This window comes from Vibrio sp. SCSIO 43009 (assembly GCF_023716525.1).
In the GTDB taxonomy this organism is placed as follows: Bacteria; Pseudomonadota; Gammaproteobacteria; order Enterobacterales; family Vibrionaceae; genus Vibrio; species Vibrio alginolyticus.
In genome coordinates this window covers 1031700-1056431 of record NZ_CP071843.1, presented here as the reverse complement: position 1 = coordinate 1056431, position 24732 = coordinate 1031700, and the positions used below count along the sequence as shown (strand labels likewise).

The window sequence follows — 24732 nt, the reverse complement described above, 5'->3', positions numbered from 1 at the left end:
AATTTTGACTTGGCGTTAACTAAAAAAACAGTGTATGAACTACGCTGTTTGAGGTGGATATTCGATTTATTGAATAACAAAGAGTGGTTACCACAACCACGACACGAAGGAGCATTATATGAGCAAAGCAAACGGCGGTTCGGTAGGTAAATGTCCAGTTATGCATGGTGGGCAAACATCTACAGATAAGTCGGTGATGGATTGGTGGCCGAATGCCTTGAACTTAGACATCCTGCATCAACACGACTCCAAAACCAACCCATTTGGTCAGGACTTTAATTACAAAGAAGAACTGAAAAAGCTAGATGTCGAAGCACTTAAAAAAGATTTAAAAGATTTAATGACTGATAGCCAAGACTGGTGGCCTGCCGACTGGGGACACTACGGTGGTTTAATGATCCGAATGGCATGGCATGCAGCGGGCAGTTATCGTATTGCGGATGGCCGTGGCGGTGCTGCTACAGGCAACCAACGCTTTGCTCCTCTCAACTCTTGGCCAGATAACGCTAACCTCGATAAGGCTCGACGCCTTTTATGGCCAATCAAGAAAAAATATGGCAACAAACTAAGTTGGGCAGACCTGATTGTCCTTGCCGGTAACATGGCGTACGAATCCATGGGCTTTAAGACCTTTGGCTTTGCGTTTGGACGAGAGGACATCTGGCACCCAGAAAAAGACACTTACTGGGGGTCTGAGCAAGAATGGTTAGCCACAAGTGACGCTGATAACAGCCGCTACTCTGGTGAGCGAGATTTAGAAAACCCGCTTGCTGCGGTAATGATGGGTCTTATCTATGTGAACCCTGAAGGGGTAGACGGTAACCCAGATCCTCTCAAAACAGCACATGACATGCGAGTGACCTTTGCGCGAATGGCAATGAACGATGAAGAAACCGTCGCGCTCACAGCTGGTGGTCACACGGTGGGTAAGTGTCATGGTAATGGTGATGCCGCAAACCTTGGCCCAGAGCCCGAAGCAGCAGACGTTCATGAGCAAGGTCTTGGCTGGATTAATCACAAAACACGTGGCATTGGCCGTGACGCGGTAACGAGTGGTATTGAAGGTGCTTGGACAACACACCCTACACAATGGGATTACGGATACTTCCACCTACTATTTAAGTATGACTGGGAACTGAAAAAGAGCCCAGCCGGCGCGTGGCAATGGGAGCCCATCGACATTGAAGAACAAGACAAGCCTGTCGATGTTGAAGACGGTTCTAAGCGCTACAATCCAATCATGACCGACGCCGATATGGCGCTCAAAATGGACCCTGAATATCGTAAGATTGCAGAAAAGTTCCAAAATGACCCTGCGTACTTTGATGACGTTTTTGCTCGTGCCTGGTTTAAGTTGACACACCGCGATCTAGGACCAAAATCATGTTATTTCGGCCCTGATGTGCCAAGCGAAGATCTTATTTGGCAAGACCCAACGCCCGCAGGTAAGACAGACTACGATGTTGATTTAGTAAAAACAAAAATCGAAGCAAGTGGCCTATCCATTAGTGAGTTAGTAAGTACGGCGTGGGATAGTGCGCGTACTTACCGTGGCTCTGACCGCCGAGGCGGTGCAAATGGCGCGAGAATTCGCTTGGCTCCGCAAAAAGATTGGCAAGGGAACGAACCTGAACGTCTAAGACGTGTTCTTGCGGTGTTAGAAAAAATAGCAGCAGAAGAGGGCTGTAGTGTTGCAGATGCTATCGTGCTTGCTGGTAACGTAGGTATTGAACTGGCTGCGCGTGCCGCAGGTCATGATGTTTCCGTACCATTCGCGCCAGGCCGAGGTGATGCCACCCAAGAGATGACGGATGTGGAATCGTTCGAAGTACTTGAGCCTGTTGCTGACGGTTTCCGAAATTGGTTGAAGAAAGACTACGCGGTTAAGCCAGAAGAGCTTTTATTAGATCGTGCTCAGCTTATGGGGCTAACGGCGCCAGAAATGACGGTACTTATCGGTGGTATGCGCGTTCTAGGCAGTAACTACGGCGGTGGAAAAGAGGGCGTATTTACTGACCGAGTAGGCACTTTGTCGAATGATTTCTTCGTGAACCTTACTGACATGGCATATACGTGGAAACCAGTGAGTGCTAATCAATATGAAATCCGTGATCGTAAAACCGACGCTGTGAAGTGGACGGCTACTCGAGTGGATCTTGTCTTTGGTTCAAACTCGATCCTGCGTTCGTATGCGGAAGTGTATGCGCAAGATGATAATCAGGAAAAATTCATCCATGACTTCATCGCCGCATGGACGAAAGTCATGAACGCGGATCGTTTTGACTTGCAATAAGTGAAACGATGCCCGTCGGTAAATGGGTTGATGAATAAGTAAGAGAGGCGGGCGAAAAGCTCGCCTTTTTCTTTACCTATCTTTTTACTTTGATTGAAAGTTAAGCTCATTTGAACCATAATAACTGGACCATATGAACCATAGGAGCTTGATATGGCAACTGCAGCATTAAAAAGCTTCAAACCGAAACAACCTCATAAAGCCAATTTCTGGTTTATGTTGGGTATTGAAGACGCTGAAACAGGTCGCACTGATGCGGTTCACAAAGGCTTTGAGCCAAAGGTGTATCGCAATATTGTTGAGCGTGTGAAGCTTTCTCAGAGTGAGTTTCAAAACGTCACATTGATACCTGTTAGCACGATCAAGCGTCGTCTAAAAAACGATGAGCGCTTCAATACGCAAGAAAGTGATGCAATCTATCGATTAGCGATGTTATTGAAACTCGCGACAGAACTGTTTGACGACGAAGAGCGCGCGTTAAAATGGATGAGAGAGAATGTGTACGGCTTAGGTGGAAAACGTCCACTTGATATGGTCTCGACCACGGTGGATTTTGAAATCGTAAAAGATTTGATCGGCCGTTTAGAGCACGGGGTATTCTCGTAATATGAAGCTCTATCGTCTCACACAAAAGAAATTTGCTGACACGCCATTCAGCCCCGTTGGCGCAAAGTTGTTTGGAGGGCGATGGAACTCAAAAGGAACCGAAGCCCTCTACTTCTCTGAATCGGAATCCCTTTGCTCGTTGGAAGTATTTGTTCACGTAAACAACGATCCTGCTATCACCAAACTTTACGATTTATATCGTATTGAAATGCCAGAATACCTCATCGCCACCTTAGATGAAGAAGATCTCCCTGTGACGTGGCGGGCAATACCGGCGAGCGAGTCTACGCAGTACATTGGTGATCAGTTTCTCAATGATCCTCATCCAGAGTTTGCCGCGCTGCAAGTGCCTTCAACGATTTCACCTCGTGATAAAAACTACGTGGTGAATCCAAATCATCCCAAAATGAAAGAGATCATCAAGAAAGCCGAAAAGCTCGATTTCGCGTTTGATCCGCGCATTTTCAAATAGACGCCTAGCTTTGTCTTGCTTTAAAGCATTCAGCGCTTACCTGAGATAAGCGCTGAAGCATAAAAGTTTATTTCCTTGGTTATTGTCGGTCGTAAGTGAACTGTTGCGCTTCATTTGTAGTGTTGAGGTAATGCCCAAGCACCAACTCAGCGCCTTTGTAAGATAAATGGCTGTCATCCGTATACATCGCATTGTTTGCTCCAACTCTCATTCGACATACGCCATTTCTGCAAATGGCATCGGTCAAGTCGACAAACTCAACGTGCTCAAATTGCTCAAAGTAGTTCACTAACTTCGCCACGTTTTGAGGGTGATGTTGTTTGGGAGAAAAGTCGCAGGCAGACTCTTCTGTCTCGCCAAACAAACGCGCTTTCCAAAGGCATTCTCCTACCGCAAACGGTGCAGAAGGGGTTGGACCGAAAACGACCACTTCCTTTCCTTTCAGTTCATTCAATAATTTGGTTAATGATGCTTCATAATCGGCTTGTGAAAGCTCTTTATTGAAATTAGAAGAGATAACAACGCGACGAATGGAAGGGGTACTTAGAATGGTATCGACAGCCTCATTGAAGAACTGTCGGCAAGAAATTGAGCCAGCAGCTTCTAGGATGTCGACATAACCGACCGCACAGGAATCTTGAGTAAGTTGCACCACGCCAGTTGGTGTTACTTCAGATAGACGCTTCACGTAAACCATGCTGTGACTATTGCCTAACACAGCGATGGCGGGCTGCGGCGCAGACGAGCACACATCGTTAACGTTGGTGTTGCCGTTGCAATCTAAACCATAACCGTTGTTAACGCGCATGGCCTCGAAAAATGCGCTTCTTTCTGGAAAACCACCGTTTTGATGACCGATAACGCCGAGTGTTAGCAAGGGCAACGTCAACAACACAATAACCGCGGACACAGTGCGCATGCTCATGGCTTTTCGGCTACGGAACGGCTTTTCAATAAAGCGCCAAGTGAAGTAAGACAGTACAAAAAGAGCGATCACGTAAAGCGGGATATTGATGTCTTGTGTTGTGTCCAACACGTAGCGGTAAAAGACAAATAATGGAATGTGCCACAAGTATAAGCTGTAGCTGATTAAGCCGACGAACACGACCCACTTTAGGCTCAGTAATCTACCGCAGACATTGCCTTTAGAGGCAAACAAAATCACCAACGCGCTACCGATGACCGGCACCAGCAGCGTAATGCCCGCGCCATCTTGCGATTTTTCAAATAAAAGCGCGGAAGCCAATATCAAAACGATGCCAATGGTTGCTAGAGTATCGTTAGATTGAACTTGGACTTTTCTCATCACTAATGCGAGTAATGAACCGGTTGCCAGCTCCCAAGCGCGAGAGAAGATCATGTAAAAAGCGAAATCAGGATCGTTGCTCGCGTAGACAATAGTCATCAAACTCAGCACAAATACCGTGATAAAAAAAGTCAGGTAAAACGCGTTTTTACCACGAGCGAGTAGCATGAGTAGCAAAGGAATGACAATGTAGTATTGTTCTTCAACGCCCAAGCTCCATGTGTGGAACAGCGGGTTGGCTTGATCTTCTAAACCGAAGTAATTGTGGCCTTTCAAATACAGAAGAATGTTGGATGAAGAGAGAATGGAAGACACTGCAAATTGACCAACGTCTTTGTGTGCTTGCGGCAAAAATAGCCACCAAGACATCAAATAGCTGACGGCGATCACCACCAGTAAGAGGGGGAGTATGCGACGAATGCGTCGCTCATAAAAATCACCAAGGCTGAACTTCTGGTTTTCTAAGTCGTTAATCACGATGGTGGTGATCAAATAGCCGCTGATCACAAAAAACACGTCGACGCCAATAAAGCCACCAGCGAATTGCTCAACTCCTGCATGAAACAAAATCACCAACGTGACAGCAATCGCCCTTAATCCGTCTACTTCTGCTCTGTAAGTCATATCGTGTTGCTCCAACATTCCGTTTAATGAAGTAGAGCAAAATATGAACCAGAAATAATGTTTATTTAAATCAGTGTCTTAAAGTGATTGTCAAAATGAAAATGCTAGGTGGGTTAACGAATTCCCAAATTGAATTTCAATATGGAAAACCCATAAAGAATGATCTTAAGAAGCGCTAAATCAAAGAACGTAAAGCGCGAGGCACTTAGACTTCATTGAAAATGATTACGCTAAAGAAACGATGACAAAGAATACGATTCAGGAAAAAATTGCCAGCTTTACTTGTATCGAAGAGGCTTTGAATTACTTCGACATCGAGTTTGATAGCCGATTTATCGAAAACAATCGAACCGAGTTGGTTAAGAGGTTTCACGGCTACTCAATCCTCACTAAACCGGATGATTGGTTTTCAGGTCGTCGTGCTTTAAAGAATGCTTACTGTAAAGTACAACGCAGTTTGCTCAGTAAAAAGACTCGCTCTGCGTGTCGAGGTTGTACATCTTGTCAAAGACGTTAATTCTGATGGCTTGCCTAAAAAGAACCCTGCATCTTGGCGTTACAGGGGGAAGAGCAAGGTTCTTTTGGTTTCGCTATTGGTTTGTCGCGAGTTGCGAATCAGCTTTACGTAGATGAATTAACCCGCGTGGTACGCAGGGTAGTCCACTAAGCCTTTTTCACCGCCGCCGAACAATGTGGCAGGGTCATGTTCTGCCAGTGGATAGCCATGCTTGATGCGGCTTGGTAAGTCGGGGTTTGCAACAAACGGACGGCCAAAGCCAATCATGTCAGCTAAACCACTTTCGATCGCGTGTTGCGCCTTTTCATCGTTGTAACGACCGGCATAAATCAGTGTACCTTTGTACGCCTCACGAACTGCGGTTTTAAAGTTGTGCGGAGTGTCTGGCGCGTCGTCCCAATCCACTTCTGCAATGTGAATGTAAACCACATTGAGTTTATCAAGCAGCGCTGCAGCGGCGGTGTAGGTTTCGACTGGCGTACTATCAACGGTGCCATTTAACGAAGTGAATGGCGCAAGACGAACACCAACACGCTCAGCGCCAATGGCTTGCGTCATCGCTTCTATCACTTCACCAAGAAAACGCAGACGGTTTCCAATAGAGCCACCGTATTCATCGGTGCGGTTATTCGCTTCAGAATCGATAAACTGGTTAACCAAGTAGCCATTCGCTGCATGAAGCTCGATACCATCGAATCCGGCTTCTATCGCGTTTAGTGCGGCTTGGCGGTACTCTTCAATAACGTTCTTGATGTCTTGTTTGGTCATTTCACGTGGCTCAACCACGTCGACAAAGCCCGGTTCGTCTGTGCCGTTATCGACAAATACTTTCACGTTTTCTGCTTTTAGCGCAGAAGAAGAAATAGGTTGCTCACCGCCAATGTTATCAGGGTGAGTCACACGACCAACGTGCCACAATTGCGCGAAGATAGTGCCGCCTTTCTCGTGCACTGCATCAGTTACTTTTTTCCAGCCAGCAATTTGCTCTGGGCTGTAAATGCCTGGTGTCCATGCATAGCCTTGACCCATTGGCGAAATTTGTGTGCCTTCAGCAACGATTAGGCCCGCTTCAGCACGTTGAGCATAGTAGGTCGCCATCATGTCGTTAGCGATATTACCTGGTTGAGAAGCACGAGAACGCGTCATCGGAGGCATAACGATACGGTTTTTTAATGAGAGAGAGCCAAGTTGAATGGGTTGAAATAATGCATCTGTCATAGGAAACCTCGTTATTTTTGAGTTTGGATGAGTTCGATTTGGTAACCATCGGGATCTTTAATGAACGCGATGTGAGTTTCTCCGCCTTTCATTGGACCTGGCTCGCGAGTAACGTTGCCACCAAGCGCTTTAATTTTTTCGCAAGCGGCGTAAATATCTTCAGACCCCAGTGCCATGTGTCCGAATGCGTTACCCAAGTCGTAACTGTCGGTATCCCAGTTATAAGTTAGCTCGATGGTCGCGCCATCTGGTTGATCAGGGTTACCAACAAACACCAGTGAGTAACGGTATTCTTGGTTTTCAAAACGATCCAAAACACTCATTCCCAGAACTTTTGTATAAAATTCGATAGATTTGTCTAGGTCAGCTACACGGATCATCGTGTGGAGAAACTTCATAAGTCGCCTTTTCATAACGTTGCGTAATCACTATGCAAACCATATCGCCACTCTAAATAAACTGGAAATTATCGTTAATTATGAAAATGATTATTTAGTGTTATGAAAAGCGAGGTTGCTGGCCCTGCAACATGCAAACAAAGATTACTCGCCGTTTCTTTTTAATTGTTGGCATATGCTAATTAATCTTTTGAGAAACCGAGTAACTATCATGTCCACAAACAGCTACTGTCATTACACTCACGAATCTCATCATCAATGTGCGGTTTGTTCTTCAATTAATGTGAATCCGAACTCTTTGGCCGTGAACTACCAATACCTAGCCGATGGTTCTGTTGTCGGAGAGTTTCACGTTTTACCGCGTCATCAAGGTTACACAGACCTGTTGCATGGTGGTATTGCCAGTTCGCTTCTCGATGGTGCAATGACGCATTGTTTGTTATCTAGAGACATTCAAGCCCTTACGGCGCAGTTGGATGTGCGCTACCATGCACCTATTCAGTTAGATGATCGAGTCACGATTACTGCACACTGTGAAGGTGAACGACGCGGTATATATCAACTGGTGGCTCAATTGCGGGTCGAAAGCGAAGTTAGAGTGACGGCTAAAGGGAAGTTTATTCGTCCTAAAAAGGCATAAATAAAAACGTGTTCTACGGAGAGGCAATGAAGAAATTTGATGAGCTGTATGCAATTGCGACGAGAAAATCTCAATATGACCAAACCAACACTTGGTTTAAAGGCGTAGAGACTTATCTGGAGGCCATTGGCAAAGAAGTTGATGAAGTCCGCGAAGAGATTCGTGAGGATCGCCTTTGTCATTTGGAAGACGAGTTAGGCGATGTGTTGTGGAACTATCTTAACGTATTAAAAGCGCTGGAAAGAGAAAAGGGCATAGATCCTGAGAAAGTACTCGAAAGAGCCTGCAACAAATACGATCAGCGTGTATCTGCGATTGAGTCGGGACGCAGTTGGGATGAGATAAAACAGCAGCAGAAACAAGCCTTGAACGCAGAGCACGAAGCCGCGCAGTTAGAAGATGTAAAGAGCCAATAACTGCGCTTGGTATTGAAAGGGTTGGTTAATAGGGAATACCTAGTCAGCCCTTGGAACTGTTGACCAACAGTAGGTCACAAGGTGGTTGATCAAGTAACGTGTCTACAGTGCTGCCAGACCAAAATTGAGATGACATGCTTCGTTTACATGCCCCCATAATCAAAATCGCTGCTTGTGATTGCTTAACTGCTTTTGGTAACGCCGTTTCAGGGTTTCCTTCCGGTAATAGTAATGGAACTCGCGTTAACTTTTGCGCACTAATAAAATCTGTAATGCCTGCTTTTTGATTGCTTAATATCTCTGCACGATAGCGAGAGAGGTATGGTGCGACGTATCGGCAGTAAACGAGCGTCATTTTCCCGCTTAAGGTTTGTTCTAATTTTGAGCCTCGCGAGACGATGGCTTTATCTACTATCGACTTTTCATCCCCTCGATGAAGTGGGTCGATTGCACAAAGCATGTTGGCGTGAGAAGGCCATGACCGCTCACTCAGTAGCAACAAGTCGCAATCTTGTTGTGCTAGTTCTGTGAGCATCGTTTGAATCTCGTGTTTGTTAAAGTGTCCCACGAGCAGTAAGTCAGTGTGGTCAACAAGTCGTTTCGCAACTTGCTCAACCCAATGGCTCCCTTTGAAATGCTCGTAAGAGAGCGTTGGTGTTTCAAGCTCTTCTTCTTCACAAAGTTCGACAATTAATGCGTTGAACTTTAAGGTCCAAGCTTCAAACTCAGCTTGTCTTTTTTTTATATGGTCAGAGTTGAAACTGAGAAAATGAGCGAATGCGTGATCTTCACTTCGGCGATGGTCTTCCACTAAAACCACAATAGGCTGAGCCAACGCTGTCGAAAATTGAATCACTTTACGAAGCACCTTACGACTTGGTAAGGCGGCCTGCTGAGTCAGAAAAAATACAGGTGCCATTGATTACTCCATTATCAAACAAGGCGAATGAGCCTGACACACATTCAAGTCTATACCATGAACTGATGCAGAGGCGTTTTGTTTCTGCGAGCGAAATATAAATTCCGCAATTAAGTCAACTATCGCCTAGAATTTTAACATCAAGAATTCATGCCTTCGGATAGCACATATCGTCAATGCGGCGAATGTGGTAGTGAAAGCTATAGGTAAAAGTAATGATAGATTCCAACCAATTGCAAATTAACCGCAAAGTGCCACATTTGCTTGCTGAGATCATTAAAGCGATAGAATCGACCGAAGACTTGAGCTTTTTGAAAGACTATCAAGAAGCACAGATTGCGAACATTTTGGAATCGGTCAACATTGCTTACCGTAAGCGTGTCATAGAAGCAGTGCCGCCTGAGAAGTATTGGACGGTATTAAATTTGCTCCGATACGACACCGCCAAGCACATTCATCAATCACTCAATAAAGACTTACAACATGAACGCTTGGCGTACATAACGGATTCAGAACTGATCATCTTTGCGGACTTTCTACCGACCGAATTTGTAGATGAATACCTTATTGATCAAAGTGAAGAGTCTGTCGCGCATATCCAACAAGCATTGTCGTATGAAGACAACAAAGTTGGACGTTATGCCGAGCCTCACTTTCTGGTCGCAAACCCTAAAAACAGCGTAGGAGGCATCAAAACCGAGCTGCTAAAACGTGGGCAAAGTCCAGTGCGGTTGATTATTGTGCGTGATGCGAGTGGTGTGATTGGTACGATAGAGCCGCAAACCCTGTTGATGCACGAAAATCATATCAAACTTACCGACTTGACCGTAGTTACGCCAATTCTAGAAGATATTCAAACGATTCAAAGCGTCAGCAAACAAGTCTCGATTGATGGTGGAGCACATTGGTTTCCTATCATGGCTGGTGGCAAAATTATGGGCGTCTTGTCGATGGCGACCATCGCGATTACGTTGCGCGAACTCAGCCTACAAGCTGTAGTGGCAGAAAACGTACGAAGCGAAGAAGATTTGTTTACACCATTAAGCGTGGCGACAAGGCTAAGAGCACTTTGGTTGGTGATTAACTTGCTGACCGCTTTCGTAGCCTCCGCCATCATTGGGCTTTTTGATAATGTGGTCGAGCAAGTCGTTGCGCTTGCGATCTTAATGCCTGTCGTGGCGAGCATGGGCGGCATCGCGGGTAGCCAAACCTTAGCGGTGGCCATTCGAGGTATCGCACTAAACCACTTGCACCAAAGTAACTTGAAGCTATTGGTGAATAAGGAATTAAAAATCGCCACCATTAATGGTTTAATTATGGGATTGGTGATCGCGGGTGTCGTTTACATGGTGTTTGACTCTTGGCCATTGGCACTTATTATTTGCTGTGCCATTTTCCTAAATAGTTTGGCGGCCGCGGCATCGGGTACGTTGATACCATTCACGTTGAAGAAGTTTAACATTGACCCCGCCGTGGCTGGCTCGGTAGTATTGACGACCGTTACCGATGTCGTCGGTTTCTTTGCGTTCTTAGGCTTAGGTTCCATTTTCTTGATATAGATATCCAATTGACGTGTTAACCAGCAGAACCAATCGCACCATTTCCTAACCCAATATTTTGGGTACGTTTGGTTCGCTCAAAATTCCTCCGTTTTCCATAACCGATGAACACGTCGTTTCGGTTCTTACTTTGTATATCTCTTCACTGCCCAGTTCTATTCCCCCAAATTTCCCACTACCGATCTCGCTTAACGCTGGCGTGCCAAATGCCAATTTCAAACGCCAGATGATGCCCATTTTCTTGGCTGTATACGCATTACTTCACTCAAACAAAAAATAAGGAAACAATTTTGAATAAACTCATCGTATTCACTGGTGGTCCCGGTGCAGGGAAAACTTCGGTAATCGAACAGCTAAAAACACAAGGCTTTATCTGCGCGCCAGAAACCGGCCGTCAAATAATACAAACGCAGGTTGCCAATCACGGTTCAGCATTACCTTGGAATGACAAACAAGCTTTTCGAGACGAAATGATGAAGGCAGAAGTGAGTAATTACCGAGCTTTCAATGCCCACCAAGGGGACGTGTTTTTTGATCGCAGTATTGTGGACGTATATGGCTACAGTAAGTTGGAACAACTTTCAATCTCGCATGAGCTCATCACGCATTGCCAGATGCTTCGTTATCATTCTCAAGTATTCATTTTTCCACCTTGGGCATCGATATTCAGCAACGACGAAGAGCGAAAGCAAGATTTTTCTGAAGCGGTGGCTACGTATCAACAGATGGCCAGCGCTTATCACAAATTTGGTTATCAATTGATCGAAGTGCCCAAAATGTCAGTCGAAGACAGAGTAGCGTTTATTCTCGGCTCAGTCATCGAACAAGGCTGAAAGATGATTGATGCAAACAAATGCGTAAGGCGATTGTGAGCACGACAACAATATGCGTAAAGGGAGTTATTTATACTGGATAAAATTCAATAACTTAATTGAGTGTTATGTCTTTTAAATATCTTACCTTATTGCTCGCAACGACGAGCATGAGCAGCTTTGCTGATGTAGGCTTGCCTTCGGGGGATGATTGGTTAAACCATGTGACGAATGGCCTAGCCCCATATTGGATGATGGAAAGCGCGCATGGACAACCTGCGGGGAATTTTCCGACTTTTCGTTGTGATAACGGTGTCATTCTCGACCCACAAAAGCCGTGTGAAGAATTAAACAAAGGGTGGATTAGCCCGCACTTCGATCGCGAATACACCCGCATGAAATCGCGCCAAACTTACGCTTATGGCGTGCTTTTTCATCTTACGGGTGACAAGCAAGCATTAGAGCTGGCAAAGAAAGGGGCTTATTACCTGATTGATCATCTACAAGATGAGAAAAACGGCGGCTTCGTGAGCTTTACGCGTAGTGGAAAACCGGGGATGGAGTGGCAACAGCGAACTTCTCAAGACCAAGCTTACGCTTTGGTGGGCTTGGCGATGTACTACTACTTGACGCAAGATCCAAAGGTCGAACAAGCGCTTATCGACCAGCAAGCGTTTATATTTAAACAATACCGACGAAGCGATGCTCGCGGTCTGGCTTGGGTTTTGAAAGACGGTGATGGGGAAAGTTCGAAGCAGCAAGAGCTAGTCGCTCAACTTGACCAGATCAATGGCTATCTGTTGTTAACGGCGCCACTTTTACCACCGCCAGCGCAAGCCAAGTGGAAGCAAGATCTGCAATGGCTGACGCAAGTGATGATAGATAACTACCATTCCGTCAAAGAGCAGCGCTTTTATGGCGCGATACACCACAAAGCGGTAATGATGCCAGATGCGAAACACAATGATTTTGGACACACCATCAAGGCGTATTGGATGACGTATCTGACAGGTCAGTTGTTGGAAAATTCAAAGTGGACAGAGTTTGGTTTTAAAGGAATGAAACACACGCTTAAGCAAGCGCAATACCAGCAAAACTTTGAGCAAGTCAAAGCGCTTTTCTCACCAGAATGGCAGAGTAAATGGACGCAAGAGAGCATTCCTGCTTGGCAATCAAGACCATACAAGCACTATAGCTCGTCTTGGGAATGGGCAGAGCTCGATCAAGCGGCAATGACAGTTTCCCTTGTTGATGGTTCGATGAAAGAAACGCTTCAATACACGTTACCCACTTTTATGGATGCATGGGTGGATCATCAATATGGAGGCGTCGGTCTAAGCCCTAAATCAACCAAAGCGTTCCATTGGGGAAATGGTTACCACCAGTTTGAACATGCGTTGGTCGGGTATTTGTACGCGCAACAAATGGCAAAACAGCCTGCCAAGCTTTACTACGCGCGACCAGCAGAGAATAAAATGCCACTTAATCCGTATTACTTTAGCGCAGACGTAAAATCGCTGTCGTCACAAAGTGATGGAGTCACCAGCGCGACATTCACCAATATTCGACCTTAGGTTGGTCGATGGTGATGTGTTAGTTAAAGTCCGCGTAAAAGCCAAAGCAAAATTGTAGCAGTAATATCAATAAAGACTAACCAACTGGTTAGCCTTTATTTTTAATAATCTTACATGTAATGGTGACAACACATATAGTTAACGAATGTTTATTTGTAATGACCGCTGAGTTTTTTCTAACAAATATCCAACTATAAATTAACTTTCATTGATTAGGGTATATCTCACAATTAGGACAACTTAGAGCTTGGAACTTTATACAATTCGGTTCATAGTGATGGTTTTGAGAGAATCATTATGTATATTTATTTCTATACTAACGCACGAGAGAGATACGCCGTTATCAATAAACTACATTAATTACATGTATCCAGCTGACAAACTATTTAGCTCTTGTGTCGAACTAAGAAGCAAATTAGATAATGAGAAAATTCCCGTTAATACCATAAAAGATACTTCTCTTGCGGGACCATTACGTAAGCTTCCAAATGATATTACAGGTGAGAAAAGGTTACAAAAGCTTAAGGAACAGATAGATCGCAACATGGCGGTTAAGTCTGGTATGTTAACAGTTCGAATGCACTGGAAAAACAAAGCTGTTATTCCTTCACGTAAATTTTCGTCTCTAGCTCTAATACAGTCGTCAACTCTAGCTTCTACTGCAGTGAAAGCAAATAGTGGAAGAGCCATGGCCTTAGGGATGGTATTACAGAAAGGCAGAGCTATGCTTCTTTTTGATATTATCCGACAAAACGTTAGAGTACTAGCTAATCGAGTACACAATGCAAATCTAGAATCATCTGGCTGCATTTTGATTGTTAATGTGAAGTATTTGAAAGTTGAAAGGGAATATGGGAAAGCTCCTCAACTATCTAGAGTTTCATTAGCAAGTATAATTTCTCAAGAAGACAAGTATAACTTTGATTCGAGTGCTTATGTTCGTGGTCAAATTGCCAATATGTGTGAAGCTAGTGCTAAAGCTCCTATCAATACAAAGTTTCAAATTGTAAGCGGTCAGTATGACGATTCATACTCGACAGCAGTCTTGTTTATCAAATGCACATGGGAATAACATGAGAATTGTTAACGTTTTATTAGTAGTGCTCCTTGTTACGGCATGTAACGATACTACGTCAAAGTTTGAGGCAACTAAAACGACAGAAAGCCTCCTAACTAAGACCCGAGAAGCTCCAGAGCAGTTGTACAGCGAAGCAAATAAATTTTATGAACAAGGTGATGTGCAAGGAGCAAAGTCTTTATTGATCAAAGCTATCGAAGTGGATGATGTTCATAGTAAAGAGCTTTTAGGGGTAATCCTTCTGAAAGAGCCAAAAGTCATGGATGTTAAGCGGGGCTTTTCTTTAATCTCAGAGGCTGCTGATGATGGGTTGGCTAGTGCACAATTTTATTTAGGATCATGTTTGTATGATGATGGCTGTGGTTTACTTGAAAATAAGGTGCTTTCAGCCTATTACTTGACGCAAGCGTTAAATAATGGTGAAGGTGGTGCACAAATGCTACTTGGATTTCTAGATGAAGAAATAGGTGACACTGCGATTGATGAAAAAACATATGCGGTAGAGCTGAATCGCTATATAGAACAACTCAATTAATATTGCGGCTTAATGTTTTATAGGGTTTTAATCGAACCTCAAACAGAGAGTGCTGGACTTCTACAAAGCAGTAGAAGCCACAGCGAATCTGCAACAATAATCGAGTGTGTAATAGAAAATAAAAAGCCGTCAGAACCAACTGGTTTTGACGGCTTTTTATTCTATGACAGGTAGAGGATTCAATTTTCAGCGCGATAGATCCATGAAAACTTAAGTGAGATTCCAATCACGTCGCATGATCTCACTAGTGTCATTGGAAATAAATGAATTGTTTCTAATACATAGAACGTATTAACATGGTTGCACTTGGCCCATATGAGTAAATTCATTGAACATACAATTTGAGAGAGGGTTTAGTTGTAAAAATAATAGTTAGTTGGAATCTAGGTTAAATGAAAATAAAACTATTTAAAAAGCTACAAGTTGTATTTCTTGTGGTGTCAGCATCTTTAATGGTGGGGTGTTCGTCTATAGATGCGCATGCTGGTGGCGGATACGGAAAGCCGTTTTCAGGCACCGCGTTATCAGTCGCACGACAACCTTGCTATTTAAGAGCTGATATTACTTCTATCGCGTTATACCCACTATCATTGATTGACATTCCTTTGTCGTTAGCAACGGACGTTGTGTTTCTTCCTGTTGATTTAGTCATGGTAGCTACACCAACAACGAGTTATGGCGGTGTTGTTTCTCTAGGTTGTCCAAGCGGAAGCATGATCTAAAACGCTTATTTTATTCAAATAAATGGAAGGAAATGAAAGTGGAATTAAAAAGTAACTATTCAGAATCAGAAATAAACCAGCCACCATCGGTACTTCTTGTTACGTCTCTGTTGTGTCTGGCGTCCGTTTGTTGGGCTGCATTGCTGTTGGCCATTGAATATATTGTTGGGATAGAAATGAGTGGTACAGGCTTTCTTAGCACGTTAATCCCAGCCATGAGTGTTGGTTATTACTTCGGCTACAAGACTGGAGATGTAATGCCATCAAAAACAAGATGGTATGCTGTTTTACTGTGGACTTTAGCAAGTTTGGTAGTGTTCTCTCTTATCTTAATGTCGTTAGATATTTCTCCGTTTTATTTATTATCTGAGCTCGGTGGGGTAAGTATTTTTATTGCTATCATAATGCTAATAACGATTGGCATCGCCTACTTAATTTTAAAAAGTGGTGAGAAAATGGCGATTAGAGTGTTACTCAAAGCCAAGGAAAGTCAGTAGATAAAATACAACAAACGATTCAATTAGGATCATGACAAGACGCCAGCCATAATGTGCTGGCGTTTTAGTTTCCTGTTTGTAGGATTTTTTGTTTAAAAGGCAAACCCATTTATTGTGTTGTCGTTTGAGTTAATGGTTTATGCCTTGTGCGCAAGATAGCTTAGCAGGTTTATGTATCGAGAAACGTGTGTATAATTCGCCACGAATTACGATTTATAGATATGAAAGGTAAGTATGGCAGTCCTCGAAATTCTCTCCATTCCAGACCCAAGGCTTAAAGTAAAAGCAGAAAAAGTCACTGATGTATCGACAGTACAAACGCTGATAGACGATATGCTAGAAACACTTTACGCAACGGGCAATGGTATCGGTTTAGCTTCAACCCAAGTAGGCAGAAAAGAGGCGGTTGTTGTCATCGATATCTCTGACGAACGCAATGATCCTTTAATCTTGGTTAACCCAGAAGTGGTGAGCGGAGAAAACAAAGCACTTGGTCAAGAGGGATGCCTCTCTGTTCCTGAGTACTACGCAGATGTAGAGCGTTACACGTCAGTTGTTGTTTCTGCACTAGACCGTGATGGCAACCCGATTACAATCGAGAGCGATGAGTTCTTGGCGATTGTGATGCAGCACGAAATTGATCACCTATCTGGTAACTTGTTCATTGATTACCTTTCACCGTTAAAGCAAAAAATGGCGATGAAAAAAGTGAAGAAGTACGTAAAATCGCAAGCTAAGTAATATGAAAGGAAGTAACCCTCCATGTCGAGTTACTTCCTTTTAAATCAAGAATAGGACGGTAGTGAGAGCGGTTTATCTCTGTTTTTGGGGGAGATAACGCTTTACGACCTTCATAAGCCTTTGAAATGAAGAGCAGTCCATATGCGATTCATGAGGGCAGGAGGCGACATGGTTTAGGCTGTCTCGCACCGCTTTCAAACGTTTTATTTGCTCATCAATCTCAAGTGCCTTTTTCGTTAGTAAGTCACGATCGATATATGGCTTTGAAACTTCTGATTGATTCAACATTTCTGCCATTTCGTTAAGCGATATTCCAGCGATACGCCCCAAACTAATTAAATTGAGTGTATTGAGTGCCTCTGGTGAATATTGGCGTCTCAATCCATTCCTTCCTATCGAGCGAATTAACCCCAGCTGTTCGTAGTACCTGAGCGTTGAAGTCGGCAATCCTGATTTTCTAACCACTTCTGCAATATCCATATTATTCCCCATTGACTTCAAGTTGGCTTTAAGTTGTAGCATGCAACTAAGACCTTAACAAATCAAAAACATGAGGAGAGAAAAATGCTGCTTTTAATGGGATTGCAAGCGGTGCTAATAGGGATTGGTGCCACTTTGATAATGGATTTATGGGCATGGTTACAAAGGAGAGTGTTTGGTATTCCTTCATTAAACTATGCGTTGGTTGCGCGCTGGGTTTTGTACATGCCCCAAGGAAAGCTTATGCATGCGCCAATTATGGCGTCAGAGGCGATGCCGGGAGAAAAGTCACTTGGCTGGTTTTTGCATTATGCCATCGGCGTTACTTTCGCTTTGGCTCACGTTACTGTTTTTGGTCATCATTGGTTGGTAGAGCCCAGTCTAATGCCCAGCTTAATTACAGGCGTGATAACGTTGATCTTCCCATTTTTGGTCATTCAACCTTGTCTAGGATTTGGTTTTGCTGCGAGTAAAACCCCAACACCTTGGAAAGCCCGTTTTCTTAGCACATTGGCGCATTTGGGTTATGGTTTGGGTTTATTCATAGCCGGGTTTGCAATCAAAGTTACGAGCCAGTATTTTGCATAGAGAACATGAGCATCATGCAAACGAGTGGTTTTTATCTATGATGCTCAACTCTTGGTTGTTTTTTGCGCTTTGCTCATAGTTGGCCGATATGTCTAAAGTCTGTTGCATTTATCCAAGATGTAAAGTCGGCGGACATTTAACATTGTCTTAACGTCAGAATGGCAAGCGGTTTACCAAGAAAAACTAAAATTATCTGGTTTGACGTAAAGAATATTAAGGGTTTCAGATGGCTTCAAAAGTGGCAGGGATATCAATACTGAGTTTATTGGCAGCGCCAGTTGCGATGGGAGAAACATCCAGTGCTTATGATTTATGTTTGCTAGACAAAATAAAGCAAAGCAAAGGTGAAGAAACCATAAAGAGCATTCGCGCGCAGTGTGAGCTTGACACAGTAACCAGCACAGTGCCCGCTGATCCAGAAATTGAAGAGCCTGAAGAACTTCAGGAAAGTTTGGTCGACAAGCGTTTGGAATCAGAACGAGAAAACGCGTTCGAACCGTTTAGTCTGGTCGCGCATCGCGTTAACTATATTCTTCCGTTTACATACAGTGATCGTGTAAATAAACGCGCGTATGCCGACACCAAATACGGCGATGAACTGCGTAAGGAAGAGGCGGAGTTCCAAATCAGTTTTAAAGTACCAATGAACTATGATGACTTGTTGTTTGATGGCGATGGTCTGTTTTTTGGAATGACTCTTAAATCATTTTGGCAGGTATACACGGGTGCAGCATCTCGTCCATTCCGTGAAACCAATTATCGTCCTGAGCTGTTTTACTTCACTCCTACAAGTTGGCAGCCGCTTGGTGGCTCAACTTGGCTGGGTTTCGGTATTGAGCATGAATCAAATGGCCAAAGACAAGAGCTATCGCGCAGTTGGAACCGTGTCTATGCCAACTTAACCTTTGCAAAAGACAATTTTGCGGTTTCTATCCAGCCTTGGTGGCGTATACCTGAAGATGAAAAGACATCGCCTAATGATCCCAAAGGTGATGATAACCCGGATATCGAAGACTATATGGGACACTTTGAGCTATCGAGTGCTTACAAGTGGAATGGTTACGAGTTTACCTTTTTAGGTCGCCAGAACTTTCAAACACATAAGGGTTTTGCAGAACTGGGTGTGTCATTTCCGATTTGGGGCAAAGTTCAGGGGTACGCACAATACTCAGCGGGTTATGGTAAGAGCTTGATCGACTATGATCATAATCAGCAGCGGATTGGTGTTGGTATTGCAATCAACGGTGTTTTGTAGTTTTTCGTAGATGGATAGAAATTAACACTGGCAATTGAAATTTCAATATTTAGAATGCGAGGCTGAAATTGATTTCTAACCTAGAGTGATTTTATGCTTCGTGATTACACCTTCGATTGTCTTGTAACTATGCCTCGCCATGAGCTGGAAGAGTTTAGTGCTCGTATGATCAGTAAAATGGTGCCAGAAGACGTGATGAATGAGCTGTTCACTTTTGATCAAGAAGAAGTGGATAGTGAAGACCGCATGTTGTCTGCACGTCTTGATGCAATGCTACGCATGACAGCAATCGCACTGAGTGAAATTCAACAAGCGTTTGATGACTCAGACAACGCAAAGCAAAATAGCGAGCGAATGACGCGATTGGTGCTTTGGCATTTCTACGCGATCTCATTCCGTTTGGAAGAGGCCATCACGCTAGAAACACACTGTGCTCTAGTGGAAAAACTAATCGAAAATGCACCTTCGGATGTTTTTGCGTGGGTAAAAACATTGACGGAGCTGCTGCACACTTACGCTGAAATCAACGCGAAAGAGAATCCTCAAGACTAAACACCTGTCGTTTATCGTTCAGTAAATTAGAAACAAGGCGAGCCATTTGGTTCGCCTTGTTTTTTCGCGTCAGATAAACCTTCGGGTTTGAAATACCAAACAAGCCTAGACTCAGATTTGTTCGTTCACTAGCGAACGGCGTGATTCCTTCTTACACTAAATCAAGGTGTTTGTTGCTAAACAAGCAAATGCATGACTAAGTCGTGTATTGTTTTCCACTTAAATGCGGATAATTTATGTCGAAGAACCTTCTGGTTTTTAAATTGGAACCGACTATTGAGCGTGTACGCTTTCCAGCTGAGCTTCATCTATCTAAAGGAAGTGAACGATGGATCCGTTAACGCAAGGTTTATTGGGTGCAGCTTTGCCACTGGCCGTGAGCAACAAGCGAAACCTTGCAGTTGTTGGCGTGTTGGGCGTGGTCTCTGGGATGGCTCCGGATTTAGATGTGCTCATCCGTTCTTCAACTGATCCTTTGCTGTATTTGGAATACCATCGCCAATTTACTCACTCGCTCTTGTTTATCCCGTTTGGTAGTTTCATTTGTGCTTTGGTGTTGTATCCATTGTTCGCAAAAAAGCGAGGACTAAGCTTCCGGCAGAGTTGGTTTTACTGCGCGCTTGGTTATAGTACCCATGCGTTATTAGACGCATGCACCAGTTATGGAACACAGCTTCTATGGCCGATAAGCAACACGCGTTATGCTTGGAACACTATTTCGGTAATCGACCCCGCGTTCACACTCCCTATTTTAATATTGCTTTTGTTTGCTGCACTGAAGCGAAGCCCAAACTATGCCCGCATTGCATTTTTATGGTGTCTGGCTTACCTAAGCCTTGGAATGATCCAACGAGATAGAGCAGAAGCAGTTGGTTGGGAAATCGTCAAAGAGCGACAACACAACGCTATACAATTAAAAGCCAAACCAAGCTTTAGCAATCTTTTGGTTTGGAAACTAATTTATGAAACGGAAGAGAGCTACTATGTAGATGCCGTAAGGGTGGGGCGTTCAATAAAAATTTACCCTGGCGAATCAACTCCAAAGTTAAATATAAAAGAGCAATTTCCGTGGCTAAACCCGCAATCGCAACAAGCAAGAGACATCGAACGTTTCCGTTGGTTTTCAAACGGTTTTGTAGCGACGGATCCGAATAATGAAATGCGAATTGTTGATATGCGTTATTCCATCGTACCAAACCAAATTAATGCGTTATGGGGCATCAATCTATCCCCAAAAGCCAGCGCAGACGCGCACGTTGAATACACTGCTCATCGAGGAAGTACTGCAGAAGATCGCCAAGTTTTTTTCAACATGCTTACGGATTTTGAGTGATGGTTTTACTTTGGATGTCGATGCGGTTTCGTAATAACTATTACGCAGACTGAAAGTCCTTTACTAGGGTCGGCTTGCTAGCGAAGAAAATCTTGCCAAACAGGGACTTGTACTTCCAGCCAAGAGACAAAAGCCGTTTAGCTAAGTTCTTGTTTTCAATGATTGCAACCTCAACACCTTGGTAGTGGTAAGGATTGCTTTTGATGTAGTCGATAAATGCAGTAAGCACGCCTTGCCCGCGAACGGAGGGTGCAAAGTTGACTGCTACAATAGAAAAGCGTTGGCTACCTGCTGGGCAACGGACTAAACAGTGCCCAAGAGGATGAGTAATAGTCTCAGAAAATTCAGGAAAAGGGCGAGACTCAAGCTCTTGAGAAAGCGCATCGTATCGCTGACATAGATAAGAAAATAGTTGTTTCGCTTCGCTGTTCATATCGGTGCCGCTTTTGTGTTGCTTGGTTTAAAGGCATTGATGTCTCAAACATTGTAACCATAGATAGCAACACAAAACGCGGTAAACTTTTTCAGCAATGATTTCCTATTTTTGAAACCTAGATTGTTACAAATGAAGTTGAATGGTTTTTATATGGTGGTTGTGAACGGTGTTTCTAGTTGAAGGAAGAATACGCTGGTTACTGGATTCTTACTGGAATTCCTTTGTTAAAAGGCGAGCTGCTTGGTTTAATGCCGCTCGTTTAACTGCGAGTGGCATCTTTTGTATTTCGTCACCTTGTACAGCGACGATGGGATATGATGTGGGATCTTCTATCCTAGCTTTTCATGGTCTAAATTATCTCATTAACCACTCAGAGCGCTGCTATTAGATTCCTAGTCTCGCAAGGGCTCGCTGGACTGACACAAAAACATCGTTAAACTCCTGTTATTAAATTATTTGGTCCGCCTTTGCTTATTTTTGAGCGCTTAACTAGGCGTTACTCCAAGTGCTTAAATTGCAATGCCACAAGTCGCTGATACAACTCACAGCTTTGCATTAATGATTGGTGGTTACCAACATCGACTAATTCGCCATTGTCGAGCACCGCAATTTTATCCGCATGTTGGATAGTCGAAAGACGATGAGCAATGATCAGCGTTGTGCGTCCTTTCATTAGAGCTTCAAGTGCTTGCTGAACGTGATGTTCACTTTCACTATCAAGGGCGCTGGTAGCTTCGTCTAGCAGTAAGATTTTTGGATCTTTTAGAATCGCGCGAGCAATCGCAATGCGCTGCTTTTGTCCGCCTGATAGCCTAACGCCGCGCTCCCCTAAAAAGCTGTGATAGCCTTCGGGAAGCTTCTCAATAAACTCATGGGCATGGGCTTTTTTCGCGGCTTCGATAACTTGTACATCCGTCGCTTCAGGATTACCGTAGCGAATATTATGAAAAACATCATGGCTAAACAGCGCTGGTTGTTGTGGTACGAGCGCCATTTGACGTCGAAGCTCGTTTGGGTCGAACTGTCGAATATCTTCACCACCAAACAACACTTGCCCTTGCTGTGGGTCATAAAATCGTTGCAGCAGTTCGAATAGTGTTGTTTTACCTGCACCAGAAGGGCCGACCAACGCCAGTACTTTTCCTTGTTCAGCGGTTAGATTTAATTCTTTGATTGCTGGTTGATTTGGGCGAGAAGGGTAGTTGAAACTCACCGAATTAAAGTTAACCTCAGCAGGCATGTCGGCACGGACAGGCAAATGGTTGCTTGGCGCTTTAATATCACTGTCTACTTGAAGGATCTCAATCAGCCGTTCGGTAGCACCTGCGGCTCTTTGCAATTCACCCATGACTTCGGAAATGGTTGCAGTCGATGAGGCAACCATAATGGCATAAAACACAAATGCGGCTAGGTCACCCGCAGACATTTTTCCCTGAATCACATCGCTGCCGCCTACCCAAAGCATGCCTGCAATCGCGCTGAACACAATCACAATAACGCCTGATATCAGGATCGCGCGCTGTTTTACTCTCTGTCTACCTACTTCATAAGCTTTTTCCACCTCGACAGCGAAAGCCGCTCGTTCATGCGACTCTGAGCTAAAACTTTGCACGGTTTTAATATGTTCTATCGCTTCTCCAGCGTAGCTGCCAACATCGGCCATTGAGTCCTGACTTTGGCGAGAGAGAGCACGCACGCGTCGTCCATAAAACAAAATCGGAACCAGAACCAAAGGCACAGAAGCAAGCACAATCAGCGTGAGCTTAACGTTGGTAGCGAATAACATAATGATGGCACCAAAACACATCAAAGCGCTACGCATCGCCATCGAGAACGATGAACCAATAATGCTTTGCAGCAATGTGGTATCGGTAGTCAGGCGTGACATAATATCGCCACTACTGTTGGTCTCAAAATAGCTCGGATGCAGCGTAATCACATGGTTAAACACCGCAAGGCGAATATCCGCACTAACGCGCTCACCTACGGAAGAGACAAGGTAAAAGCGAAAGAAAGTCCCAATGGCAATACACAATGTGACACCGACAATAAACTGAATCGCATTGGTAAGCTCTTGCAATGATTGCTGAGCAAAGCCTTGGTCGATAAGTATGCGTACTCCATAGCCAACGGATAACGTCAAACTTGCTGTCGCGACAAGGGCAACCAAGGCCGCCGCAACCCGCCATTTATACGGTGCAATAAAGGTGTTGAGTTTAAGAAGAATGCTGAGATTTTTGTTATTTTTTCTGCTCATGAGTGACTCACAAAGCGTTTTAGGTACCTGGCATAGTAAGCCAGTTTGGTTGGTGAGACCAGCGAACTACCGCGTTCGGATTAGGAAATTCACTGGGATAACCAATATCGCATGTATATCGAAAATCACTTAAACGTCGAAGAGACTAGAATCAGCTTTTAGTTCGGAGGGTGTTACGCACGGCTTTTGGCGAGTAGCAGGTCGACTTTTCCTTTGGCTGTTTTGCTAACTGCTTGCATCAACTGAAAACTTGGCTTAACGATACCTGAGTTTTCTAATCCTTCTACCATTAAGATCCAAAGCTTGGCCGTCATTTGTGCATCGGCTAGTGCGCGGTGAAAAACGCCGTCGTTGTCGATATTTTTATAGCGAACAAGTTCACCTAGCTTGTGTGACGGAGCATCTTGAATGAGCCGTCTTGCCACCAGTAAGGAGCAAGCAAACTCACCTGAATAACCACAGTTGATTCGCTCAAGCTCTGCATCTAAAAATCGTTTATCGAAGGACGCGTTGTGAGCGACAAGGTTCTCGCCAGCAATGAACTCACTAAATGACGCCATTACCTCTTCGCAGCTTGGTGCCGATCGCAACATATTGTTGGTAATGCCGGTGTAGTTCTCAATGAAAGAACTCACTCTGAAACCGGGATTCATGAGTTGCTGAAAACTATCGACAACCTCGCCATTGACTAACTTTACTGCACCAATTTCTATTGCGCGATCACCTAAAGTAGGAGAGAGACCTGTGGTTTCAAAGTCGAGTACGACCACAGAGTTTGCTTGAGGCATAAAATTTTCCAGCTGAGTAATATTGCGCAAGAGTATTATTGAAAGCGACAGAAAAAGAAAGGCGAACACAATGGTGAATATCTGTCTATCTTTACTCCACAAAGTCAGTGTTCGTC

General features: G+C 44.0%; 26 protein-coding genes. 18 read left to right on the top strand and 8 right to left on the bottom strand.

The genetic code is table 11. The annotated features are described in order from the left end of the window. The first annotated feature begins 118 nt into the window (after positions 1 to 118). The 3 genes from katG to J4N43_RS20350 all read left to right on the top strand — a co-directional run bounded on the left by katG (position 119) and on the right by J4N43_RS20350 (position 3371). Entirely contained in the window at positions 119 to 2293 is a 2175-nt protein-coding gene (gene katG, locus J4N43_RS20360; RefSeq protein ID WP_158159342.1) for a catalase/peroxidase HPI, read from the top strand. A 153-nt stretch (positions 2294 to 2446) separates the two neighbouring features. Next, a complete protein-coding gene (locus tag J4N43_RS20355) occupies positions 2447 to 2899 on the top strand; it encodes an Xre family toxin-antitoxin system antitoxin (RefSeq protein WP_017820987.1) in 453 nt (150 codons plus the stop codon). Between the two features lies 1 nt (position 2900). Beyond that, positions 2901 to 3371: an RES family NAD+ phosphorylase gene (locus J4N43_RS20350; RefSeq protein WP_005376497.1), complete on the top strand. Its 471-nt coding sequence runs from the start codon at positions 2901 to 2903 to the stop codon at positions 3369 to 3371. 79 nt (positions 3372 to 3450) lie between these two features. Here J4N43_RS20350 and J4N43_RS20345 read toward each other — a convergent pair whose 3' ends face one another. After that, a complete protein-coding gene (locus J4N43_RS20345; RefSeq protein ID WP_158159343.1) occupies positions 3451 to 5301 on the bottom strand; it encodes an acyltransferase family protein in 1851 nt (616 codons plus the stop codon). 241 nt (positions 5302 to 5542) lie between these two features. Between J4N43_RS20345 and nifW the strand changes: the two genes are divergently transcribed. Beyond that, positions 5543 to 5818, top strand: coding sequence for a nitrogenase-stabilizing/protective NifW family protein (gene nifW, locus J4N43_RS20340; protein WP_158159344.1), 276 nt, complete (start codon positions 5543 to 5545; stop codon positions 5816 to 5818). 117 nt (positions 5819 to 5935) lie between these two features. Here the strand turns inward: nifW and J4N43_RS20335 are convergent, their stop codons facing one another. Continuing rightward, entirely contained in the window at positions 5936 to 7036 is a 1101-nt protein-coding gene (locus J4N43_RS20335; RefSeq protein ID WP_104976130.1) for an alkene reductase, read from the bottom strand. Positions 7037 to 7047: 11 nt separating this feature from the next. After that, a complete protein-coding gene (gene gloA, locus J4N43_RS20330) occupies positions 7048 to 7434 on the bottom strand; it encodes a lactoylglutathione lyase (RefSeq protein ID WP_005376490.1) in 387 nt (128 codons plus the stop codon). Positions 7435 to 7645: 211 nt separating this feature from the next. On the opposite strand from gloA, the gene J4N43_RS20325 reads away from it, so the two are divergent. Together J4N43_RS20325 and J4N43_RS20320 are read left to right on the top strand one after the other, a co-directional pair. Then, positions 7646 to 8074, top strand: coding sequence for a PaaI family thioesterase (locus J4N43_RS20325; protein ID WP_031781242.1), 429 nt, complete (start codon positions 7646 to 7648; stop codon positions 8072 to 8074). Positions 8075 to 8100: 26 nt separating this feature from the next. Then, positions 8101 to 8490: a MazG nucleotide pyrophosphohydrolase domain-containing protein gene (locus J4N43_RS20320; protein ID WP_005376487.1), complete on the top strand. Its 390-nt coding sequence runs from the start codon at positions 8101 to 8103 to the stop codon at positions 8488 to 8490. A gap of 43 nt (positions 8491 to 8533) precedes the next feature. On the opposite strand, the gene J4N43_RS20315 is transcribed toward J4N43_RS20320, so the two are convergent. After that, positions 8534 to 9409, bottom strand: a complete 876-nt coding sequence (locus J4N43_RS20315) for a universal stress protein (RefSeq protein WP_053349149.1) — start codon at positions 9407 to 9409, stop codon at positions 8534 to 8536. 215 nt (positions 9410 to 9624) lie between these two features. Between J4N43_RS20315 and J4N43_RS20310 the strand changes: the two genes are divergently transcribed. The 8 genes from J4N43_RS20310 (at position 9625) to def (ending at position 16927) form a co-directional block, all read left to right on the top strand. Then, a complete protein-coding gene (locus tag J4N43_RS20310) occupies positions 9625 to 10968 on the top strand; it encodes a magnesium transporter (RefSeq protein WP_053349148.1) in 1344 nt (447 codons plus the stop codon). A gap of 290 nt (positions 10969 to 11258) precedes the next feature. Further along, positions 11259 to 11801: an AAA family ATPase gene (locus J4N43_RS20305; RefSeq protein WP_053349147.1), complete on the top strand. Its 543-nt coding sequence runs from the start codon at positions 11259 to 11261 to the stop codon at positions 11799 to 11801. A 107-nt stretch (positions 11802 to 11908) separates the two neighbouring features. Beyond that, complete coding sequence (locus J4N43_RS20300) at positions 11909 to 13354, top strand: AGE family epimerase/isomerase (protein WP_053349146.1); 1446 nt, start codon at positions 11909 to 11911, stop codon at positions 13352 to 13354. A gap of 364 nt (positions 13355 to 13718) precedes the next feature. After that, positions 13719 to 14426, top strand: a complete 708-nt coding sequence (locus J4N43_RS20295) for a hypothetical protein (RefSeq protein WP_053349145.1) — start codon at positions 13719 to 13721, stop codon at positions 14424 to 14426. 1 nt (position 14427) lies between these two features. Further along, positions 14428 to 14967, top strand: a complete 540-nt coding sequence (locus tag J4N43_RS20290) for a tetratricopeptide repeat protein (protein WP_053349144.1) — start codon at positions 14428 to 14430, stop codon at positions 14965 to 14967. Between the two features lie 392 nt (positions 14968 to 15359). Then, positions 15360 to 15689, top strand: a complete 330-nt coding sequence (locus J4N43_RS20285; RefSeq protein ID WP_053349143.1) for a YceK/YidQ family lipoprotein — start codon at positions 15360 to 15362, stop codon at positions 15687 to 15689. A gap of 32 nt (positions 15690 to 15721) precedes the next feature. Beyond that, the gene (locus tag J4N43_RS20280) at positions 15722 to 16186 is read left to right on the top strand and encodes an ABZJ_00895 family protein (RefSeq protein WP_017820978.1); all 465 of its coding nucleotides are present in this window, start codon (positions 15722 to 15724) and stop codon (positions 16184 to 16186) included. A gap of 234 nt (positions 16187 to 16420) precedes the next feature. Beyond that, on the top strand, positions 16421 to 16927 hold the full coding sequence (gene def / locus J4N43_RS20275; RefSeq protein ID WP_005388756.1) for a peptide deformylase: 507 nt from the start codon (positions 16421 to 16423) through the stop codon (positions 16925 to 16927). A 72-nt stretch (positions 16928 to 16999) separates the two neighbouring features. Here def and J4N43_RS20270 read toward each other — a convergent pair whose 3' ends face one another. After that, entirely contained in the window at positions 17000 to 17407 is a 408-nt protein-coding gene (locus J4N43_RS20270; protein WP_062731089.1) for a helix-turn-helix domain-containing protein, read from the bottom strand. Between the two features lie 84 nt (positions 17408 to 17491). Here J4N43_RS20270 and J4N43_RS20265 point away from each other — a divergent pair, with 84 nt between their 5' ends. The 4 genes from J4N43_RS20265 (at position 17492) to J4N43_RS20250 (ending at position 21135) form a co-directional block, all read left to right on the top strand. After that, a complete protein-coding gene (locus J4N43_RS20265; protein ID WP_062731007.1) occupies positions 17492 to 17995 on the top strand; it encodes a DUF2938 domain-containing protein in 504 nt (167 codons plus the stop codon). A 226-nt stretch (positions 17996 to 18221) separates the two neighbouring features. Continuing rightward, positions 18222 to 19250: a phospholipase A gene (locus J4N43_RS20260; protein WP_062731006.1), complete on the top strand. Its 1029-nt coding sequence runs from the start codon at positions 18222 to 18224 to the stop codon at positions 19248 to 19250. A gap of 93 nt (positions 19251 to 19343) precedes the next feature. Further along, complete coding sequence (locus J4N43_RS20255) at positions 19344 to 19802, top strand: hypothetical protein (protein WP_005388759.1); 459 nt, start codon at positions 19344 to 19346, stop codon at positions 19800 to 19802. Positions 19803 to 20130: 328 nt separating this feature from the next. Beyond that, the gene (locus J4N43_RS20250) at positions 20131 to 21135 is read left to right on the top strand and encodes a metal-dependent hydrolase (protein WP_062731005.1); all 1005 of its coding nucleotides are present in this window, start codon (positions 20131 to 20133) and stop codon (positions 21133 to 21135) included. Between the two features lie 40 nt (positions 21136 to 21175). On the opposite strand, the gene J4N43_RS20245 is transcribed toward J4N43_RS20250, so the two are convergent. The 3 genes from J4N43_RS20245 to J4N43_RS20235 all read right to left on the bottom strand — a co-directional run bounded on the left by J4N43_RS20245 (position 21176) and on the right by J4N43_RS20235 (position 24616). Continuing rightward, the gene (locus J4N43_RS20245) at positions 21176 to 21568 is read right to left on the bottom strand and encodes a hypothetical protein (protein ID WP_005376463.1); all 393 of its coding nucleotides are present in this window, start codon (positions 21566 to 21568) and stop codon (positions 21176 to 21178) included. A gap of 499 nt (positions 21569 to 22067) precedes the next feature. Next, the gene (locus tag J4N43_RS20240) at positions 22068 to 23828 is read right to left on the bottom strand and encodes an ABC transporter ATP-binding protein/permease (RefSeq protein WP_062731004.1); all 1761 of its coding nucleotides are present in this window, start codon (positions 23826 to 23828) and stop codon (positions 22068 to 22070) included. Between the two features lie 173 nt (positions 23829 to 24001). Beyond that, positions 24002 to 24616 carry a 3'-5' exonuclease gene (locus tag J4N43_RS20235; RefSeq protein ID WP_062731003.1) on the bottom strand — a complete coding sequence of 205 codons (615 nt, stop codon included), beginning with the start codon at positions 24614 to 24616 and terminating at the stop codon, positions 24002 to 24004. Between the last annotated feature and the right edge of the window lie 116 nt (positions 24617 to 24732).

Bases quoted from the DNA above. Each gene is read 5' to 3' on its own strand.
- katG (WP_158159342.1), top strand. From the start codon at position 119: ATGAGCAAAGCAAACGGCGGTTCGGTAGGTAAATGTCCAGTTATGCAT.
- J4N43_RS20355 (WP_017820987.1), top strand. From the start codon at position 2,447: ATGGCAACTGCAGCATTAAAAAGCTTCAAACCGAAACAACCTCATAAA.
- J4N43_RS20350 (WP_005376497.1), top strand. From the start codon at position 2,901: ATGAAGCTCTATCGTCTCACACAAAAGAAATTTGCTGACACGCCATTC.
- J4N43_RS20345 (WP_158159343.1), bottom strand. From the start codon at position 5,301: ATGACTTACAGAGCAGAAGTAGACGGATTAAGGGCGATTGCTGTCACG.
- nifW (WP_158159344.1), top strand. From the start codon at position 5,543: ATGACAAAGAATACGATTCAGGAAAAAATTGCCAGCTTTACTTGTATC.
- J4N43_RS20335 (WP_104976130.1), bottom strand. From the start codon at position 7,036: ATGACAGATGCATTATTTCAACCCATTCAACTTGGCTCTCTCTCATTA.
- gloA (WP_005376490.1), bottom strand. From the start codon at position 7,434: ATGAAGTTTCTCCACACGATGATCCGTGTAGCTGACCTAGACAAATCT.
- J4N43_RS20325 (WP_031781242.1), top strand. From the start codon at position 7,646: ATGTCCACAAACAGCTACTGTCATTACACTCACGAATCTCATCATCAA.
- J4N43_RS20320 (WP_005376487.1), top strand. From the start codon at position 8,101: ATGAAGAAATTTGATGAGCTGTATGCAATTGCGACGAGAAAATCTCAA.
- J4N43_RS20315 (WP_053349149.1), bottom strand. From the start codon at position 9,409: ATGGCACCTGTATTTTTTCTGACTCAGCAGGCCGCCTTACCAAGTCGT.
- J4N43_RS20310 (WP_053349148.1), top strand. From the start codon at position 9,625: ATGATAGATTCCAACCAATTGCAAATTAACCGCAAAGTGCCACATTTG.
- J4N43_RS20300 (WP_053349146.1), top strand. From the start codon at position 11,909: ATGTCTTTTAAATATCTTACCTTATTGCTCGCAACGACGAGCATGAGC.
- J4N43_RS20295 (WP_053349145.1), top strand. From the start codon at position 13,719: ATGTATCCAGCTGACAAACTATTTAGCTCTTGTGTCGAACTAAGAAGC.
- J4N43_RS20290 (WP_053349144.1), top strand. From the start codon at position 14,428: ATGAGAATTGTTAACGTTTTATTAGTAGTGCTCCTTGTTACGGCATGT.
- J4N43_RS20285 (WP_053349143.1), top strand. From the start codon at position 15,360: ATGAAAATAAAACTATTTAAAAAGCTACAAGTTGTATTTCTTGTGGTG.
- J4N43_RS20280 (WP_017820978.1), top strand. From the start codon at position 15,722: ATGAAAGTGGAATTAAAAAGTAACTATTCAGAATCAGAAATAAACCAG.
- def (WP_005388756.1), top strand. From the start codon at position 16,421: ATGGCAGTCCTCGAAATTCTCTCCATTCCAGACCCAAGGCTTAAAGTA.
- J4N43_RS20270 (WP_062731089.1), bottom strand. From the start codon at position 17,407: ATGGATATTGCAGAAGTGGTTAGAAAATCAGGATTGCCGACTTCAACG.
- J4N43_RS20265 (WP_062731007.1), top strand. From the start codon at position 17,492: ATGCTGCTTTTAATGGGATTGCAAGCGGTGCTAATAGGGATTGGTGCC.
- J4N43_RS20260 (WP_062731006.1), top strand. From the start codon at position 18,222: ATGGCTTCAAAAGTGGCAGGGATATCAATACTGAGTTTATTGGCAGCG.
- J4N43_RS20255 (WP_005388759.1), top strand. From the start codon at position 19,344: ATGCTTCGTGATTACACCTTCGATTGTCTTGTAACTATGCCTCGCCAT.
- J4N43_RS20250 (WP_062731005.1), top strand. From the start codon at position 20,131: ATGGATCCGTTAACGCAAGGTTTATTGGGTGCAGCTTTGCCACTGGCC.
- J4N43_RS20245 (WP_005376463.1), bottom strand. From the start codon at position 21,568: ATGAACAGCGAAGCGAAACAACTATTTTCTTATCTATGTCAGCGATAC.
- J4N43_RS20240 (WP_062731004.1), bottom strand. From the start codon at position 23,828: ATGAGCAGAAAAAATAACAAAAATCTCAGCATTCTTCTTAAACTCAAC.
- J4N43_RS20235 (WP_062731003.1), bottom strand. From the start codon at position 24,616: ATGCCTCAAGCAAACTCTGTGGTCGTACTCGACTTTGAAACCACAGGT.